General features: G+C 54.7%; 13 protein-coding genes and 2 pseudogenes. 3 read left to right on the top strand and 12 right to left on the bottom strand.

All coding sequences use genetic code 11. The features are described from left to right. Positions 1–3 precede the first annotated feature (3 nt). Positions 4–987, bottom strand: coding sequence for a PDR/VanB family oxidoreductase (locus tag BM321_RS07295; protein ID WP_256573386.1), 984 nt, complete (start codon positions 985–987; stop codon positions 4–6). Between the two features lie 86 nt (positions 988–1,073). Further along, positions 1,074–1,364: pseudogene (locus BM321_RS07290) on the bottom strand (Rieske 2Fe-2S domain-containing protein); the annotation flags it as partial. Positions 1,365–1,829: 465 nt separating this feature from the next. On the opposite strand from BM321_RS07290, the gene BM321_RS07285 reads away from it, so the two are divergent. Further along, positions 1,830–2,843 (top strand): AraC family transcriptional regulator, encoded by a 1,014-nt coding sequence (locus BM321_RS07285; protein WP_092442033.1) that lies wholly within the window; start codon positions 1,830–1,832, stop codon positions 2,841–2,843. A gap of 123 nt (positions 2,844–2,966) precedes the next feature. On the opposite strand, the gene BM321_RS07280 is transcribed toward BM321_RS07285, so the two are convergent. The 3 genes from BM321_RS07280 to BM321_RS07270 all read right to left on the bottom strand — a co-directional run bounded on the left by BM321_RS07280 (position 2,967) and on the right by BM321_RS07270 (position 7,305). Then, positions 2,967–4,313, bottom strand: coding sequence for an aspartate aminotransferase family protein (locus BM321_RS07280; protein ID WP_092442032.1), 1,347 nt, complete (start codon positions 4,311–4,313; stop codon positions 2,967–2,969). Between the two features lie 138 nt (positions 4,314–4,451). After that, positions 4,452–5,867, bottom strand: coding sequence for an APC family permease (locus BM321_RS07275; RefSeq protein WP_092442031.1), 1,416 nt, complete (start codon positions 5,865–5,867; stop codon positions 4,452–4,454). 544 nt (positions 5,868–6,411) lie between these two features. Then, the gene (locus BM321_RS07270) at positions 6,412–7,305 is read right to left on the bottom strand and encodes a LysR family transcriptional regulator (RefSeq protein ID WP_092442030.1); all 894 of its coding nucleotides are present in this window, start codon (positions 7,303–7,305) and stop codon (positions 6,412–6,414) included. Between the two features lie 605 nt (positions 7,306–7,910). On the opposite strand from BM321_RS07270, the gene BM321_RS07265 reads away from it, so the two are divergent. Beyond that, positions 7,911–9,236 carry an alginate export family protein gene (locus BM321_RS07265; protein ID WP_092442029.1) on the top strand — a complete coding sequence of 442 codons (1,326 nt, stop codon included), beginning with the start codon at positions 7,911–7,913 and terminating at the stop codon, positions 9,234–9,236. A gap of 365 nt (positions 9,237–9,601) precedes the next feature. Here BM321_RS07265 and BM321_RS07260 read toward each other — a convergent pair. The 4 genes and pseudogenes from BM321_RS07260 to BM321_RS07240 form a co-directional block, all read right to left on the bottom strand. Then, positions 9,602–10,078 (bottom strand): annotated as a pseudogene (locus BM321_RS07260) (ATP-binding cassette domain-containing protein); the annotation flags it as partial. Then, complete coding sequence (locus BM321_RS07255) at positions 10,075–10,812, bottom strand: FadR/GntR family transcriptional regulator (protein WP_092442028.1); 738 nt, start codon at positions 10,810–10,812, stop codon at positions 10,075–10,077. The pseudogene BM321_RS07260 and the gene BM321_RS07255, both read right to left, overlap by 4 nt. A gap of 545 nt (positions 10,813–11,357) precedes the next feature. Next, complete coding sequence (locus BM321_RS07245) at positions 11,358–11,726, bottom strand: VOC family protein (protein ID WP_092442026.1); 369 nt, start codon at positions 11,724–11,726, stop codon at positions 11,358–11,360. A gap of 11 nt (positions 11,727–11,737) precedes the next feature. Then, the gene (locus tag BM321_RS07240; protein WP_092442025.1) at positions 11,738–12,814 is read right to left on the bottom strand and encodes a quinone oxidoreductase family protein; all 1,077 of its coding nucleotides are present in this window, start codon (positions 12,812–12,814) and stop codon (positions 11,738–11,740) included. A 222-nt stretch (positions 12,815–13,036) separates the two neighbouring features. On the opposite strand from BM321_RS07240, the gene BM321_RS07235 reads away from it, so the two are divergent. Next, a complete protein-coding gene (locus BM321_RS07235) occupies positions 13,037–14,005 on the top strand; it encodes an AraC family transcriptional regulator (RefSeq protein ID WP_092442024.1) in 969 nt (322 codons plus the stop codon). 40 nt (positions 14,006–14,045) lie between these two features. Here the strand turns inward: BM321_RS07235 and BM321_RS07230 are convergent, their stop codons facing one another. The 3 genes from BM321_RS07230 to BM321_RS07220 form a co-directional block, all read right to left on the bottom strand. Next, positions 14,046–15,014: a quinone oxidoreductase family protein gene (locus tag BM321_RS07230; RefSeq protein ID WP_092442023.1), complete on the bottom strand. Its 969-nt coding sequence runs from the start codon at positions 15,012–15,014 to the stop codon at positions 14,046–14,048. Positions 15,015–15,076: 62 nt separating this feature from the next. Then, positions 15,077–15,655: a TetR/AcrR family transcriptional regulator gene (locus BM321_RS07225; RefSeq protein ID WP_092332556.1), complete on the bottom strand. Its 579-nt coding sequence runs from the start codon at positions 15,653–15,655 to the stop codon at positions 15,077–15,079. A 134-nt stretch (positions 15,656–15,789) separates the two neighbouring features. Next, a complete protein-coding gene (locus tag BM321_RS07220; protein ID WP_092442022.1) occupies positions 15,790–16,539 on the bottom strand; it encodes a sulfite exporter TauE/SafE family protein in 750 nt (249 codons plus the stop codon). Positions 16,540–16,560 lie beyond the last annotated feature (21 nt).

The following is a 16,560-nucleotide window of genomic DNA, read 5'->3' as shown; positions in this document are numbered from 1 at the left end:
TTATTAGAGGTCAAGTACCAGCTTGGCAGTTTTGGCACGAGAAACACATGTGCAGAAGGCTCCGCCGGAGCGCTCACGATCAGACAGGCAGATGTCACGGTGATCGGCTTCGCCCTCGATCACTTGCGTTACGCATACACCGCAATCACCACGTCGGCAGTCGAACATCGGATCCAGGCCTGCCTCAATCATCACGTCCAATAAGGTTTGGCCTGCGTTCACTGCAAGCGTGACGCCACTAGTGCGAAGTTCTACTTCGAACGCCTGGTCGCCATCCTCTTCAAGGGCACCGGCGAACAGTTCGTAATGGATGTGATCTTCCGGCCAACCAAGTTCCCGAGCGACTTGTATGACCGAGGTGGTCATTTCCACAGGGCCGCATATATACAGATGCGTGCCTTCAGAAGGGGTCGCTAACACAGTGGATGCCGCGAAACGTTTGCTGGCGTCCCCGCCGCTTATCCAGCAGTGGCAATTGCCCAGGCACTGTACTTCGTCCAGATAAGCCATGTTTGTAGCATCGCGGCCGGCGTAATGCAGGGTGAATGTCTGTTTAGACGCCAGCAGCGCGCGGCCCATGCTCAGTATCGGTGTAATGCCGACTCCACCTGCTATCAGCAGTATGTGTTTAGCCCCGTCAACCAGTGAAAAATGATTGCGAGGTGGTTCTATTTCAATGATTTGACCTTCAGTAAGTGTATGCACCCATTTGGATCCCCCTGTGCTCTTATCATCAAGTTGCACGGCGATTTCATAGTGGTCGCCGGCCGACAAATTCACGATGGAGTAGGCGCGCTTTTGCTTTCTATCACCTGGGATGTGTAGTTCGAGGTGAGCTCCTGGCGTAAATTCAGGAAGCCGGCTACCGTCTTGAGCAACTAATACCAACCGCCGGATGCGGGGAGTAAGCGCCTCAACGCTTTCTATTTTTACTGATAAGGTGGACATAAAAAACCCGCGTGTATAACTAGCAGTCAATAAATTCAATTTGGCGTCCGCTGCCGCTAACGATTTAAAGCTACACAACCCAGGGAAGTAATTATCTCCCGATCGGCAGTACCTGAATTGGGGGCTAGGTAGCGGCCACGGTGCTGGCAGGTATTAATCAAGGCGTTTAACTTGCCCTCGCCATCACGGGTGATAATAAGTGCTTGAATTGTAAAGAAATCGTGTTTTTTCAGGATCTCGCTTTCATGGCAGGCATAGATCCAGTTTTTTTCGAAAATCAGTTCCATTTCCAGATCGAAAAGTTCTGATTCCGTGAACATATCACGCGCAATGCGATAGACGCCTTCCTCGCTTCGAAAGTCCAGGCAGCTCTCGATATATTCTTTCCACTGACTAATATCGCGCAAACGATTCATGGGGTAGATCCTCGATCGTGCGGTTATGCAGGGTTCCTATTAGAGGCGGCATGCGTTGATTGGTCTATCCGATTTATTGACGACTTAGAGCCATTTAATGAGATTAAATAATTCGAAGCGGATATCTGTATGTAGAACTCATATTAATGCGAACGATAATCAACGGTTTGTTACGGCGAGCAGTATGGGTGTTACTGGTGGGTAGAAAGGTGCCGTCCCATTACATTGGGTAAGTCTGTCGGGTAACAAGGAGTGCAAGTTTGCATGATGAAGCCCATGAATGGTGCGCATGAGGATGTCCGAAATGGGAGTTTTTATGTAGAGATTCGAAACTATCCAGTCAGTCGGATGATACTGTCCAAATTGGCTGGCGTTAGTCGGTAATCAACTCTGTGGCATATGTTTTGCTCCTAGTTTGGTACGCGCTGAAGAGCGCATCGTCTTCCATAATTGTGGTGCCTTGCTATGACCGAGTCGCATGTTGTTCCCCATAGTGATATTCAGATCAACTGCTGTGACATGGCAGGTGCCCAAGCATGGATGGAGGAGGTGTGCGGCCCTCACAGTCTGGAGAGTGCACAACCTGAGCGGGTTTCATTCCGGTACAGCGCCAGAGTGTTTCGCTCCTATGCAACGAAGCTGGGTACTTTGGAGTATGGGGCCGACGTGCGTATCGGCGTCGCGGGTTCTGAGCAGTTGAACAGCTACAGCCTTAGCCTGCCGATTGCTGGTGAGCAGGAGCTGATTTACCTCGGGCGTCGTATCCCTTCCAGCAGGAGCACGGGGGTCATCATTTCGCCTTTTCATAACCAGGAACTTTCGATCGCGGGCGATTGCAAGAAACTGTCGGTCGTCATTCCGAGAGTCACCATGAGACTTGCGCTTGAAGAAATCCTGAAACGTCCCGTGGAAATCCCTCTCACTTTCGATCCGCTAATGGACGCACAAATAGGGGCGAGTGCTTCCTGGTGGCGATTGATCAACCATTTCGTATCCGAGCAAGAGGCGGGTGGGGCGATGTTCGATCAAACTCTATTTTCAAGGGGCATCGAGGCCTCCCTTGTCAGGGGCTTGATCTTGGCTCAGAAGAATAATTACACCGATGAGATTCACCAGTGTCTGATTGGGAAATTGCCTAGCTTTTTGCTTAAAGCCAAAGACTTCATATATGCGAATGCCCGCGAAGATATTCGTCTCGAAGATATTGAACATGCAGCCGGCGTCTCCAGATTTAAGCTTTTCGATGGATTTCGTAAATATATGGGCATGTCGCCAATGGCTTATCTGAAGAAGCTGCGCTTGGCGGAAGTACGTAAGCAGTTGCTGGATGGTGGACGAGGTACAAATATATCAACCGTCGCCACTGAATGGGGATTTAACCATTTAGGCCGGTTTGCCAGTGAGTACAAAAAGCTATTTAATGAGATTCCAAGCGCTACGGTGCATCGTAACGACGGTGGACGGGCGCATATGCTGTAGAGGAGTTTATTATTGAGCGTTGTTAAATGGCCTGGTCGATTTTAATTCCAGGCCATTTTTTATTGGGGACAGAAATAAGCCGGGCTATCCAGTGCATGAATATTCCGGCTTGGGAAAGGGGTATCAGTGACTACCGTAGATGAGTGTAACGACGTCTTTCGTTGTTTCGATATAGCCGTTAACGTCGTCGTCAGTCATAGGAAGTGTCAAACCCACCTGACCACGGTGCACCGGAAAGTAACCGCGAGTGGCCATTTCCAGTGCATAGATACTCATACTGTTGTCGTCAATCTTGTGCCAGTAATCGCGATGCGTGGTAATCGCTTGACCTCTTTCACGGGTAAACGCAAAAGCGAATACAGAGAATGCGCCGAAGATAATGAAGGGGTAGTTATGCTCCGCGGCCCAGCTGTTCAGTTCTGTTTTGATCTTCGTGTACATGTCGTTAAGTCGTCCATAGGCTTTTTCATCCATGGCTTTGAGACATGCAATACCGGCTGCGCAGGCCATCGGGTGACCATGATGGGTGCCGGAGATCATTACCTGGTTATCTTCAAGCACGCGGAACACTTTGCGGCTACCGCCGACTGCTCCGATAGGCAGGCCGCCGCCGATCATCTTGCCCAGCACGGTCAGGTCAGGCTTGATCTGATATTCGCTTTGAAGGCCATTGTAAGCCGCGCGCATAGTGACGGTCTCGTCGACGATCAGTAAAATGCCCAGTTCTTCAGTTAACGCGCGAATTTTTTTAACGAACGTTTTGTCCAGCACTACGATGCCACCGGCGCAGGCCTGCAGTTCCATCATCACGCAGGCGATCTCTTCTGCGTTTCCACGTAGAACTTTCTCGCAGGCTTCGTAGTTGTTTTGCACCAGAATGATGACGTTTTCGGTTTTGTAGCTTGGAATGCCGTCAGAGTCTGGAAGGGCTTTGGGGTTGAAGTCCGGACCGGGAAAGTTGTCAGGGTTTGGATGAGCGGAAACCGCGAGCTCATCTGTAAAGCCGTGGTATCCGCCTTCGAACTTGGCGATCTTGTTGCGTCCGGTGTAACCCCTTGCAATCCGCACTGCACTGAGACACGCCTCGCTCGCCGAGCAAGAGAACTTAACCTGCTCGATGGATTCAATGCGTTCGCAAATTAATTTAGCCAGTTCCAATTCATGATCTGTCGGGTTGCCGAAGGAGAAACCATTCGGCAGCATGTCCGTGATTGCCTGAATGACAGCAGGATGATTATGCCCGAGTACGTTGGTGGAAAAATTATTATTGAGATCGAGTAAGCGTTTTCCGTCAATCGTATGAATATATTGAGCATCACCCTTTTCTACAAAGATGGCATGTGGCCCAAAAGCAAAGGTGCGTCTGCTGAAACCGCCTGGAATATAATCTTTGCCCTTGGTTGTTTCGCGTTTGGACAGGTGAAAAGCTTCGGAAAAGTTGATCAAGGACTGTTGATGGTCAAGCTTCATAGCTGTTCTCACGTTAAGAGCTGAAGAAAGTAGTTTGGGGTGTTGGGTTTAGATGACCAAGGCGTTCTCCCCAGCGAACACCTTGGGTTCAGCGATCTGAATCCGCTGCAGAAGAAGCGCGGCGTTACTTATTCCAGGTCAGGCCGACGTCGGGATTTCGTTCGTCGTATAGTTGGCGGCCTTGCGTTTCCCGTTAATAATTCCTACAGCGGCTGCAATCGGAACCAGCCAGGGCAGATAACCAACCAGCTCAGATTTGGAACCCGTCAACTCATGGAAGTTCGTAAGTGCCAGTATCACCACGAAGATCAGACCTGCGCCGCCCAACAGTGGCGCGATAAGGCCTTGCCACAGGAAGCCCTGCTTGGTCTTTTTAAAATAGGCAATAACGGCGATCGCGCCCATCGATTGCAGCACAAGTATGGCGAGCGTACCGAGAGCGACCATCCACATGAAAATATTGCCAATCGGATCAGCGCCAGCGAGCATAAATACTAACAGTATTAGAGAAGTAATGACGCTGAGCGCCAAGCTTGCGACGTGAGGGCTGCTGTTCTTGGAGTGTACGCGGCTCAACGCGTTAAACAGAAAGTTCGAACGGGCAAGGGCGAAGAGGTATCGACACAGTGCGTTATGGAATGACAACAGCACGGCGAACAGACTGGTGACGGCGAGTACCTGCATGAGTTGGGTTGACCATAGCCCTACAAATTTGGTGTTCATGTTGAACACGAAATTAATCAAGTCGCCGCTTGCGACGGCTTGTACATCACTGCCCGAGTAGGCGATGCTCAGGCACCACGTGCTAAGAGTATAAAACACGCCGATCAGGGCAATTGCGATGTAGGTGGCAAGCGGGATAGTGGTATGAGGGTTTTTCGCCTCTTCACCGTAGATGGTCGTTGATTCGAAACCCACGAAACAGGAGAAAGCAAACATCAGTGCGACACCCAGACCTGGAGCACTGAAGTCTTTGGGTATGAAGTTGGCAAAATTCATCGCCGCTGGATCTGCCTGAGTCAGTACCGCAATATCGAATACGACAAGAATCAACACCTCCAGTATCATTAACACGCCAAGCACCTTCGCGGATATGTTCACGTCCAGGTAGCCAAAAATACCTACGATAACAATCACCGATAAGGCGCTCAGCTGCCAAGAAAAATCAATACCCGTATAGTTTTTTACAAGCTCCGAGTTAAACGCAGAGAACGCGCCGTAAATACCGGCCAGCATGCAGATGTAAGCAAGAATGGCGATACCGGAGGCCGCATGGCCCACGGTGCTGCCAATGCCCACTCTAACCAGCTCGGCAAACCCGCCAGCACTGACGACGTAGCGGCTCATTGCGGCAAACCCGATGGCAAATAGCATTAGGATCACCGATGCACACAAATAGAGACTTGGTGCACTGCTACCGCCTATGGCAAAAACCGCCGGTGAACCACCGAGTGTAGCGCCCAGCGGTGCGGCGGCGGAGACAACAAAAAATACAATGTCGGACACGCCCAGCGAGTTTGTTTTCAAGTTGTTTTTTTGATCATGGTTTTGCATCACATCCTCCACGCGGAATACCATTCTGCATTGCTGTGATCCCGGTGGCCTGGTGAGCGGTCCATTGCAGCAATGCGATTGTTTTATTCGGCAGTATTGAGTGGTGCACGGGCAGTGAACTGTTTTCGCCTGAGGGGCAAAGAACAAATAGCCGGTGCACTTTTTGAATTGGCAAAAATTCTTGTTGTTATGTCGTTCGGCGCAATTTCAGGAGGAAACTGTGGTGTCAGTCATTTGACTGCATCTCTGTTGAGGCGTGTGTCAACGGGCAACAGTACAACGATTTTATTTTTTTTCATCTCGACCCCTATTATTTTATTTTTTAAGTGGTTCGGACAGACGTTGTTATTTTCATCGTTCACGCAAAGATATTTAAACCTTAGTCGCAGCGTTTTTGTGGCCGCATCATGATAATGTGACTATCCGAGCGGGGTTTCAATACGCCGAAACTGATTGATCAATCACGCTTTGTGATGGGTGTGGGCGGGCCGTCGGTGCCGAGTCGCAGTCAGTGCGTAAGGAAAGGGCGGAAAGCAATAGCCGACTACTGCGAAAAACTGATTTCAAACGTCTGCTCTGCGCAATAGCGCAGCGCCCTGACACCGGGGCTTCGATTGCCCTGCAGGGTGGCAAGTGACATCGCGCTGAGTGAGACGTCCTCAATAGGAATGTATCGAATGCCTGGGTGGTTATAGGCTTTCGTTAAGGACGACGGGAAGGTATCAAAGGCGCCCCCATAGGCGACTGCCAATATCACCTCAGGTATGGTTTTTACAGTGGCGGCCACTTTGCTGGGCTCATTTCTAACGTCTGCCAGACTCCAGTACGAGATGAGGTCAGACGGTGCCCCCTCGGCCGGAATGGCAAAGGGTTTATCGAGCAGATCCGCTACGGTCAGCGCAGCCAGCGATGCCAGTTCGTGGGTCGCGGGAACGACAGCAACTCGAGGCTCCTTGAACAGCTCGACGTACTCCAGCCGCGCATCATGAGTCGGGATGCGCATCAGCACCACATCGACAAGGCCGCCCACCAGGGATTGCACCTGATTGGTCATTTGCAACTCAATGAATACCAGTCGGATATCCGGGTTCAACCGTTGAAAAAGGGCGAACATCGGATGGGTGTATTCCGCCGCCTGATCCCCGAACATGCCAACCTTCAGCACAGAGCGTTTGTTGTCGGAAAGCGCTTTGCATTCGACGATTGAGTTGTGCATGTCGGCCAGGATCACGCGCGCTTTTTTGATGAATATTTCACCTGCTTCTGTCAGCGCGACTGTGCGGTTGGCGCGCACGAAAAGGCGAAAACCCAGTTCGCTTTCCAGCTTGGCGATCTGCGCACTGAGGCCTGATTGCGCCATATTTTCAAGTTCTGCGGCTTTCCCAAAATGAAGGGTTTCGGCCAGCCTTACGGCCAGCAGCAATTTCCTGGTGTCCATGTTCGATAGAACCGCTTAAGAGAGGTTAAGGATTAGCTAGCAAAAATCGCACCTGCCAAGGACTGGATTGCCCGCGAAGCCCGAAAAATCTGGCGCAGTAGCTTTACTGACGCTTTGGCAACCTATATGGCGGCCGCCGGCAATATGTTACCGGAAAAATAAAGCGGGAAGGCCCGTAACAGATAATTAGATCATAGGGTTTGCACCGCGTTGGTGCTGAGGGGGCACATCATGCTTTATGTGGGTAAAATAGTATATGAATAATAGTGGATAGCCAGGAAGTGAGTTCATCTGTCCGAAAAGTTGTGCTTTGAGTCATTACGATTTTTATTGATGTGAATAAAATATCAGGCGCTGATTTCCAGGATGAAGTTGACCGATAAAGCGGATAGATCAGTGTCGGCCGATTGTATAGTCTGTCCGTGCACTATCGTGGCCTGCTACGTCTGCGTGGCGTCTGCCGCCGATAGAGCTTTAATAATAATTAGTGGATCGCATTAACTGTCGAAACGACTGCAGCACTCCTTGGCGGTATTTAAATGCAAGGTTAATTCTCAACCTGTTTAACGCACCGCTCCACTCTAAAAAAAATTGGAAATGCGTCCATGCGCCAATATCCCATGCTCCGCTTCTGCACACTCGCAGCCCTTATCGGCACTGCAACTCACGCGGGTGCCTACGAGTTGTATGCTCAAGGCGACACTCACCTGAATGCCAACCTGGAGGCGGTGTTCGGCGCTTTCCACAGTCAGGAAAATTACGCACCTTCCGGCCGATTGCAGCCGGGGTCGTCCTCATGGCGGGAGGGTTACATCAAGTATGGCGTGAGCGGCGATCAGGGTTTGGGAAGTGCGGGGACAGCATATGGTGCCTTCTCGTTGCTCAGTTCAGGTACGTGGGGAGATGGCGACGCGGCCGGTTTCACCGATGGCTCTGAACGCACGACCAAGATCGAGGATGCCTATCTGGGGTGGCGTTCGGGCAATCTGTTTGAAGCCCTTGGCAAGGACGGCATTGACCTGTCATTCGGTCGACAGAATATTGTAGTGGGCGACGGTTTCCTGATTCAGGGCGACGCCCTCAACTTAGGTCGCGGCACCGCCGACGGCCAATTCAATCGTGGCGGCGCTTACTACCTGGCGGCGCGTAAGGCCTTTCACAAAACCGCCGTGTTGCGGATCGGCGGTAAGGAAGGCTGGCGTGGCGATCTGATGTGGCTTAAATCCGATAACCGAGCGCAGGCCGATACCGAGATGTACGTCGGTACGCTGGAACACGTGGCCGAGGCGGGGACTGTTGGCCTGACGTACATCAACACCACCGATATCCGCGAGCCGTACGCCTCGCCGCTGCAGCTCGAGCGTGACGGCATGAAAACCTACAGCATTCGCGCAACGGGCAATGCGGGCGTGAAGAATCTGTTTTTGTCCGGTGAATACGCCAGGCAGAACAAGCCCAATGCGGCAAATGAGGACGCCTGGTACCTGGAAGCAGGATGGACCTTTGCTGATGTGATGTGGAGTCCGAGCGCCAGTTACCGCTACAGCCGCTTTTCAGAAGGTTATGACACGTTGTTTTACGGCATGAGCCGAGGTTATGGCACCTGGTTCCAGGGTGAAGTGGCGGGTAACTATGCCGGCCCCTTCAACAGTAATTCGCGTATCCAGAACGTCTCGCTGAAGGTCTCCCCTTTGGAGAATCTGACCGTAGGCGCGTTGTACTTCAATTACGACACCCTCGACCGAAAATTGGGCAACACCGATGGCCATGAAGTCGATCTGTATGCCGAATGGCACTTCAATGAACACCTGACCGTGATGCCATTGATCGGTATCTACCAGCCAGACAAGAGCGCAGGGCAGGGCGGTACCCAGTTGGGTAACAACGACAAAAACGTCTACAGCCAGTTAGTGTTTGCTACGACATTTTGACGGGCCTCGGGTGGCGGGTGCCACCCGTTTTCTTTCCTGCCCATTCAGACGAGGCTGTGCCCATGCGCATTGTTACTTTGACCATACAGAGCAAATCACCCTGCTGGCGAATTTCTGCTTGATTTTGGTGGTCATCCTGCTGGTGGGCCGTTCCCTTTATCAGAGCAATGTCTTGGAGTTCAGCCGCAAAAATAGGTACGCGAACGATGCGGGTCGAGCCCATCAGGATCGTCCTGAATGCCGATGCGCAGGGTGGATTCGGCAAAGGCGGCGTTGGCGGCCAGCAATAACAAGGTTCCTGTCATGACGCGTGCAATTTTCATGGCAGGCTCTCCACTGCAAGGAATTGATGGTTCTTGAACAGATTCAGGCGCCAGGCCCACGGTGCGCAGCAACTCGGCGACTTTGGCCTGACGGTCGCTGCGGCTGGCATCGCTGTTCAGCCAGATTGGCTCACCGACGATGGATTCCACAGTCATGCGCGGATTGAGCGAGGCAAACGGATCCTGAAAGATGATCTGCAAATCCCGCTGCACCTGGCGCAGCTTTTCCGGGGTCAGGTTGGCCAGGTTACGGCCTTCATAAATGACGTCGCCCGCCGTAGGTTTGAGCAGGTTGAGCAGCAGGCGGCCGAGGGTTGATTTACCCGAGCCGGACTCGCCCATCAGCGCCATGGACGTAACGCTTTTACCACATCCGGACTCTCCGACGATGGCCAGGGTCTTGCCGCGCTGGACCGAGAACGAGACGCCGTCCACGACATTGGCGGGTGCACCTGCAAAGCACACGGTCAAGTTGCTGACACTCAATACCGTGTCGGTGGCCTGAGTTGTGGTGCTCATAAACTTGCCTCCAGGTCTTGATTGATGACGTTGTCCAGCGCCTGTTGCAGCGCGCGCAAATGGCCACGCATGGCCGTGGCAGCCTTGATCGGATCACGGTTTTCGATAGCGTCGACAATGTCGTTGTGGTCGTGGCTGTAGGTGTCGAGGCGGTCGGCGTTGCGAGCCCGCTGACGCAGGTCACGCCAGGCCGGGTCGAGCCGGATCGCATCGAGCATTTCAAAGATATCCAGCATCAGGCGGTTACCTGCGGCCTCGGCGATCCCGCGATGCAGGGCGCTGTCCCACAGCTCAATGCCCTCGGCATCGGCAGGCTCGGCGGCCTGTTGGTGTCGGGTGCGTTCGGCAAGGCGGCGCAAAATTGCTATCTGGTCGCCGTTGGCTCGAACCGCCGCCAGGGATGCCAGTGCCGGCTCCAGATGCAGGCGCGCTTCCATAACCTCGCTGAAGTTAGTCCGCCCGGACAACCGGGCAAAGCTCATGGCCGCACTGGGTGGAGTAGGGCCGACGAAGGTTCCTTTGCCCTGACGCCGCCAGATCTGTCCTTCGGCTTCCAGCACCGACAGCGCCCGCCGGATGGCCCGGCGACTGAGGCCAAAATCGGCGGCCAGGTCCCGCTCGGTCGGCAATGCCCGGTGCGGGAAGGCAGCATGTTGCGCGACCATCTGCCGCAAGGCATTCAGCGCTAGTTTCGAAGTGTTGTCGATGGGTGTATCAGGGGCGAACCTTTGCATCGTGGTGCTCGCGCCAGAGTATAAAAAAAGGCTCCGAGCTGACTGTAGGCAGGAGATCGAGGCAAAAGGGTAAGTGCAAGCGCGATGCCAATTGAAATTGGTTCGCCTCGGGATTAGCGCTATGTGCTTAGCTATTACTCAGGAGCAGCGGCGGCGGGGGCCAATAAGTCAGGGTTCGTCGGGTTGGTTCAGGGGATTAAAGAGGATTGGTTCGTGGATGATTGAACCAATTTCCGCCGCTTATGCAGATTGTGCATCGATTCGTGCGTAGTGCGCCGGGGTGTGCTTGGCTCCTGGAATTCGCTTCTCTGATGCCGAAACAGCTGTGCCTACGACCCCAGGCCCTTTATCAGATCATCACTGACGAGGGCGAACTCCTGAAGGTTGGCATCAGCGGTAATCTTCGTAAGAGGCTCAGGTGAAGGCGAGACCGCCCACGTCGTGGCGCCTGGCCCCATGCGCCCATTGAGCTTTGTTGCCAGCACCATGACACCAACACACCGGTTCGGCCGAGCGCGGCATATTGCACGGTAACGCCTCCGATTTTAAGTGGCCGTCGTTGCCTGGTAGTACTCGACCACCAGCCCATCGCGATGCCGCACGGTAGCGTTACGCCCTTCCGGCGCCTGCTGCGGCTCGTGTAGCACGGTGGTGCCTTGCGTTCGCAACCAGTCAAGAGTTTCATCGAGCGAATCAACCATGAGCAGCGCCGTCGATGTGCGCACTGGCGCTAACGCTGCTTCGCTGCCAGCGAGCAAAACGAATGCTCCGACCACGGCAACCTCAATTCCACGCTCGGCGAACGAGAGACGCCGTTCGCACTTCTTGTCTTGCAGCTGCTCGTAGAACGCAACAGTGGCTTCCAACTCGCTGGGCTCTATGTACAGCCGAAAAGCATGATGAAGTAGATGCATGGTTCATTTCCTTATTTCCTGTGATTGATGACGACACATTCGAGGCCACTTGCTCGGCGCGCTGCTTCCATTGCTTCTGGTAGATCTCTTATCGAAAACACGCGCGGCCGAATCGCGGAGATATCAAGCAGACCACTACGAATCAGTTCCAGCAGGCGCCGATACGCATCGCGTGAATACATGAAGTTGCCTATCACTTCCCAGGCGTGGAGCATGACCTCGGTATAAGGCAACGGCAAAGGCACTGCCATGCTGCCCATGAGCACCAGCCGGCCACCGTCAACCAAGCTGCGTAATGCAGTCAAGGTCGCGCCGGCATCAGTCGCGCCCCCGACCATGTCGAGAGCCATATCCACACCTCCACCCGTGAGCGAATGAATCCGTTCGACATCGCTCGCCATGTCACCCGTCGCCACCAGCGTAGTCAGGCGCTTGTCGGCTACTGTCGCGAGCTTGTCCAGCTTCCTGCGATCGCGCCCCAGTGCAATCACGCGAGCAGCTCCCATCGCCAGACCCAGCAGTGCCCCGGCACTCCCGTAGGCGCCAGTCGCACCGGAGACGAGCAAGGTCTCGCCCGCGGCAAGGCGACCGCGAAGCAAGCCCCCATAGGGCACAACATGTCGCATCGTCACGGCGAGCTGCGCCGCATCGAGCTGCTCCAAACCGTCAACTGGCGTCACAAGGCTCGCGGGAACCACCGCATATTCGCTGAGGGTTCCGTCCGGCCAATCCTGTTGCATATGCCGCCCGATCGGTCCTTGAGCCGTTACACCGACCAGAATTTGACCCGGATCTCGCACGTTTTCGTGGGCGACGAGATGCGACGAAATCACCACCCGCTGACCGACCTTCAAGTGCCACACGTTCTCGCCAATGGCCTGAATCACGCCCACTCCGTTACCGCCGGGGATAAACGGGATTTCTGGCGCGCGATAGACCGGTAGCTTCCCCTCGACGTAGTCCTTCATGTAGGACATCAGCACGGAGGCCTCCATATGCACGACAACGCTACCTGGCCGCGGTTGCGGCTGAGATCGTTCGCATAGACGGAATGGCCCGCCCAGTCCATCCAGTTGCCAGGCCTTCATGAGAGTTACTCCAGTTGTTCGAGCGAAAGATTGCCGCAGGTCGTCGTGGGATAACCGGCAGTACAAGCGCCGCTTGACCACGAATGAGCGCAGATTCCTGCGCAACGCGGACGTGTAGTGGTGCGTTGTTTGCACCGTCCTGACGAGGGCATACCTAATAGTCGCCGCCCCAAGCCAGGTTTTGTATAATCAAAACGACCTATTTTCTAATCGATCGTACAAATGGACGCACTTTCAGATGTGTTGTCGATATTTCGGGTAAGCAGCACGCTGTCTTCCCGCTTCGAAGGGCGCGGGGCTTGGGCCTTCCGCTTTCCTGCTTATTCACACATCAAGTTCGGCGGTGTGCTGGCTGGTCGTTTCCATCTGTGGATCGAGGACGCCTGGCCGCCGCTGACACTCGAAGAAGGCGATTTTTATATGCTGACGAGCGGGCAGCCGTTCTGCTCCGCTAGCGATCCATCGCGATCCCCGCTCGATGGACCACAGGTCTATCGCTCCATCCGTAGCAATGACGGGGTCGTCCGGTATCAAGGCGACTGCGCAGAACACTACCCCGCCGTCAGCCTGGCCAGCGGTCGCTTCACTTTCGAGGATGATGTCAATGAAATTCTTCTCCGGCACCTGCCACCAATCATTCACCTACGCAGGAACGATGCGGGCACCACTGCGCTTTCCCTGCTACTCGACCTGCTCAAGGACGAGGTGAGTGAGATGCAACCGGGCGCAGAAGTGGCACAGAGCAGTCTGGCCGCCCTGGTACTGGTGAATGTATTGCGAGCCTATCTGAAGGTCACGCCATCACCGCCGGGGTGGCTTGGGGCACTTGCCGATCCGCGCATCGGCAAGGTCTTGTCGCTGATGCATGGTCGTCCAGGCGAACGCTGGACGGTTGATCAATTGGCGTCCGTGGCGAATATGTCAAGAACCGCCTTCTCCGCGCATTTCCGTCGACTGGTCGGAAACCCGCCGCTGGACTACCTCAACCAGTGGCGGATGACTGTCGCGCGTACAGCACTTCGCCACTCGGAGGAATCGTTAGTCGACATTGCCGAACGCATCGGCTATCAGTCCGACACCGCGTTCAGCATCGCCTTCAAGCGCTGGTCGGGACAGAGCCCGGGTAGATTCAGGACACAAAGTCGGATGGCCGCGCCCTCTAAAGATGAGCATCCGCCCCGAGCACTGTGACCTAGAACGCCAAGGACGCATTCATGCTACTGAACACGCCTCATGGAATCAGCAACAGCTTTCCCGTGCTGCGTCGCGATTGAAGGTCGATATGCGCACGAGCCGCCTCTCTAAGGGGGTAGCGCTGGCCGATCGTCACCTTCAGACGCTCACTGCCGACCCATTCGAACAGTTCGTTCACGCACGTCAACAACGTGTCGCGGGTCGCGATGTGATCGCTGAACTTTGGAAATCCGATCATGATGCTTCGCGGTAGCGCCGCGATGTTGATCGATGGCGGGCTACCGAGGATAGGGCCGTAGTATGCCAGCACGCCATGGTGGCGAAGTGATCCCATGGAATCTTGGAAGGTCGCGGCACCAGAGCCGTCGTAGACGACATTGACACCTTCGTTCGCGGTCAGCCGCATTACTTCATCGACAAACCGGCCATCCGACGACACTATCACGTCGTCCGCGCCAGCTGCCCGTGCTATGGCTTCCTTGTCAGCCGACGAGACACGTGCGATCACCCGTCCGCCACGCAGCTTGATCATCTGGGTGAGCAGCAAACCTACGCCGCCGGCCGCTGCGTGCACGAGTGCGACGTCGCCCGGTTTGACTGCGTAAAACCGGGTAGCGAAATGATGGGCAGTGACGCCTTGCATCATTAAGCCTGCCGCAGTGTCGTCTGGAATCGACGCGGGCACGGATACGAGCGAATCAGCCGGGACAATGACGTGCTCCGCATAGCTTGCTTGCGCGTACACCCATGCAACACGCTCGCCCATAGTCAGCGATTGCACACCTTCGCCAAGGGCTATCACCTCACCTACGCCTTCTACGCCAGGAATCAAAGGCAACGGCTGATCCCGCCAAAGTTGGCCGTTTCGTACGCCGATATCCATGAAGTTCACGCCGACAGCTGTCGTCCGAACAAGAACCTCTCCTGCGCGTGGTTCTCCCGTGGGTACGTTGCGCCAGACGAGATGCTCAGGTCCACCATGTTGAAATAGCTGGATCGCGTTCATTGACGTTTCCTTTTAGAGCCACTAATACTTGACCGTTCAGTCCATATCAGGTCAAAAAAATACTAGCTGATGCAACGCAAAGCTGTCTTTGCGATTCCCTCAAGCGTTGCCCGGGATGCGCCGGCGCGCGCCGCCACCTTGATGCCAGACAATGTTGCTAGGATAAAACTAGCCAAATCATCTGGCCGGGTGGATTTAGATAGCGTTCCGGCGCGCTGTGCCTCGGTCACGCGTGCCGAAATCGCGGCTGCCAGCGTTCGCGATGCAATATCGGAGATCATGGCCACTTCCGAATTCGCTCTTCCGAATTCGCAAATCGCACTTATCCCTAGGCAGGAGGGCGCGGGGTCGGAAGCAGCATCATTCACCATACGCAGGAGCAGCGCCTTGATCCCGTCGACTGGTGATGCTACCGAGTTCAGCGTGCGGAGCTGGTCACCCACGCTCTCGCTCGTATATTGACGGAGCACTTCGAGATACAACTGCCACTTGTCGCCAAAGGCGTTATAAAGGCTCTGCCGGCCCACCCCCATCGCCTTCAACAGGTCCTCGGTCGACGTACCCTCGTACCCATGCTGGGCGAAAATCCTGCTGGCTCGCTGCAATACAACGTCGCGGTCAAATTGTGTAGGTCTAGCCATGTCAAGAAAAATAGCTGTTATTGACTGATGTGTCCATAACAATTGGTATCGTTAGAGCAATCGATTGGACTGAGCGTGTGGATCGGCAACATAAAGCTCGAGCCGACGAACCGGATTCGCCCAGCCGCGATGGTCTAGAACCAATAATGGCAAGCGTAAAAAACGGTCATGAGCGCGCCTGTTCCGATTACGACTGCGCGTACCAGCCAGCCTGGCAACCAGCGGGTCAGGTGGCCCCCTGCATAGCCGCCGAGCAGCGCGCCAATGAGCATTGGTAGGGCTGCGGCCCAAATCACGGCGCCCTTGACGATGAACACCAAGACCGCCGCCAGGCTCACGCTGCCTGCAATGAGATTCTTCAGAACCTTGATTTTGCGGATGTCCTGCGGCTCGCTCAACGCAATGACGGAGGACAGCAGGATGCCGAGGCCTGCGCCGAAAAAGCCGCCGTACAGTGAGCTCAGTATCAGCGCGGGCAACGCGCCTTTCGAGGAAATGGATGCACGCCGATGCATCGACCATCGGCCGAGCATCGGCGCCACCGCGAAGAGTGCAGTGGCGAAGCCGATCAACGCCGGTACCGGCAACATGAAAGCTTCGCTCGGCAGCGCGAGCAGCAGGACTGAGCCGACCATGGCCGCACAGAAGGCAACGACCAATGACCCGATCAGTTGCCTATCCATAGGCGGCATCTTGCGTCTGTCGGCCAGTGCCGCAAGCCAATGCCCTGGTGCGATGGCAACTGCGTTGGTGGCATTGGCCAGCACCGGAGGCAATCCGCCCATCAGCATGATCGGAAAGGTGATCAACGTCGCCCCCCCGGCTACGGCATTGACCACTCCGCCGACAATGCCGGCGCAGAGCAGCAACAATATTTGATTCATTCCCGACTCCTCTGCAGTCGG

The organism is Pseudomonas sp. NFIX10 (assembly GCF_900111955.1).
Classification (GTDB): Bacteria; Pseudomonadota; Gammaproteobacteria; order Pseudomonadales; family Pseudomonadaceae; genus Aquipseudomonas; species Aquipseudomonas fluorescens_AA.
This window is presented reverse-complemented; position numbering and strand designations above follow the sequence as displayed.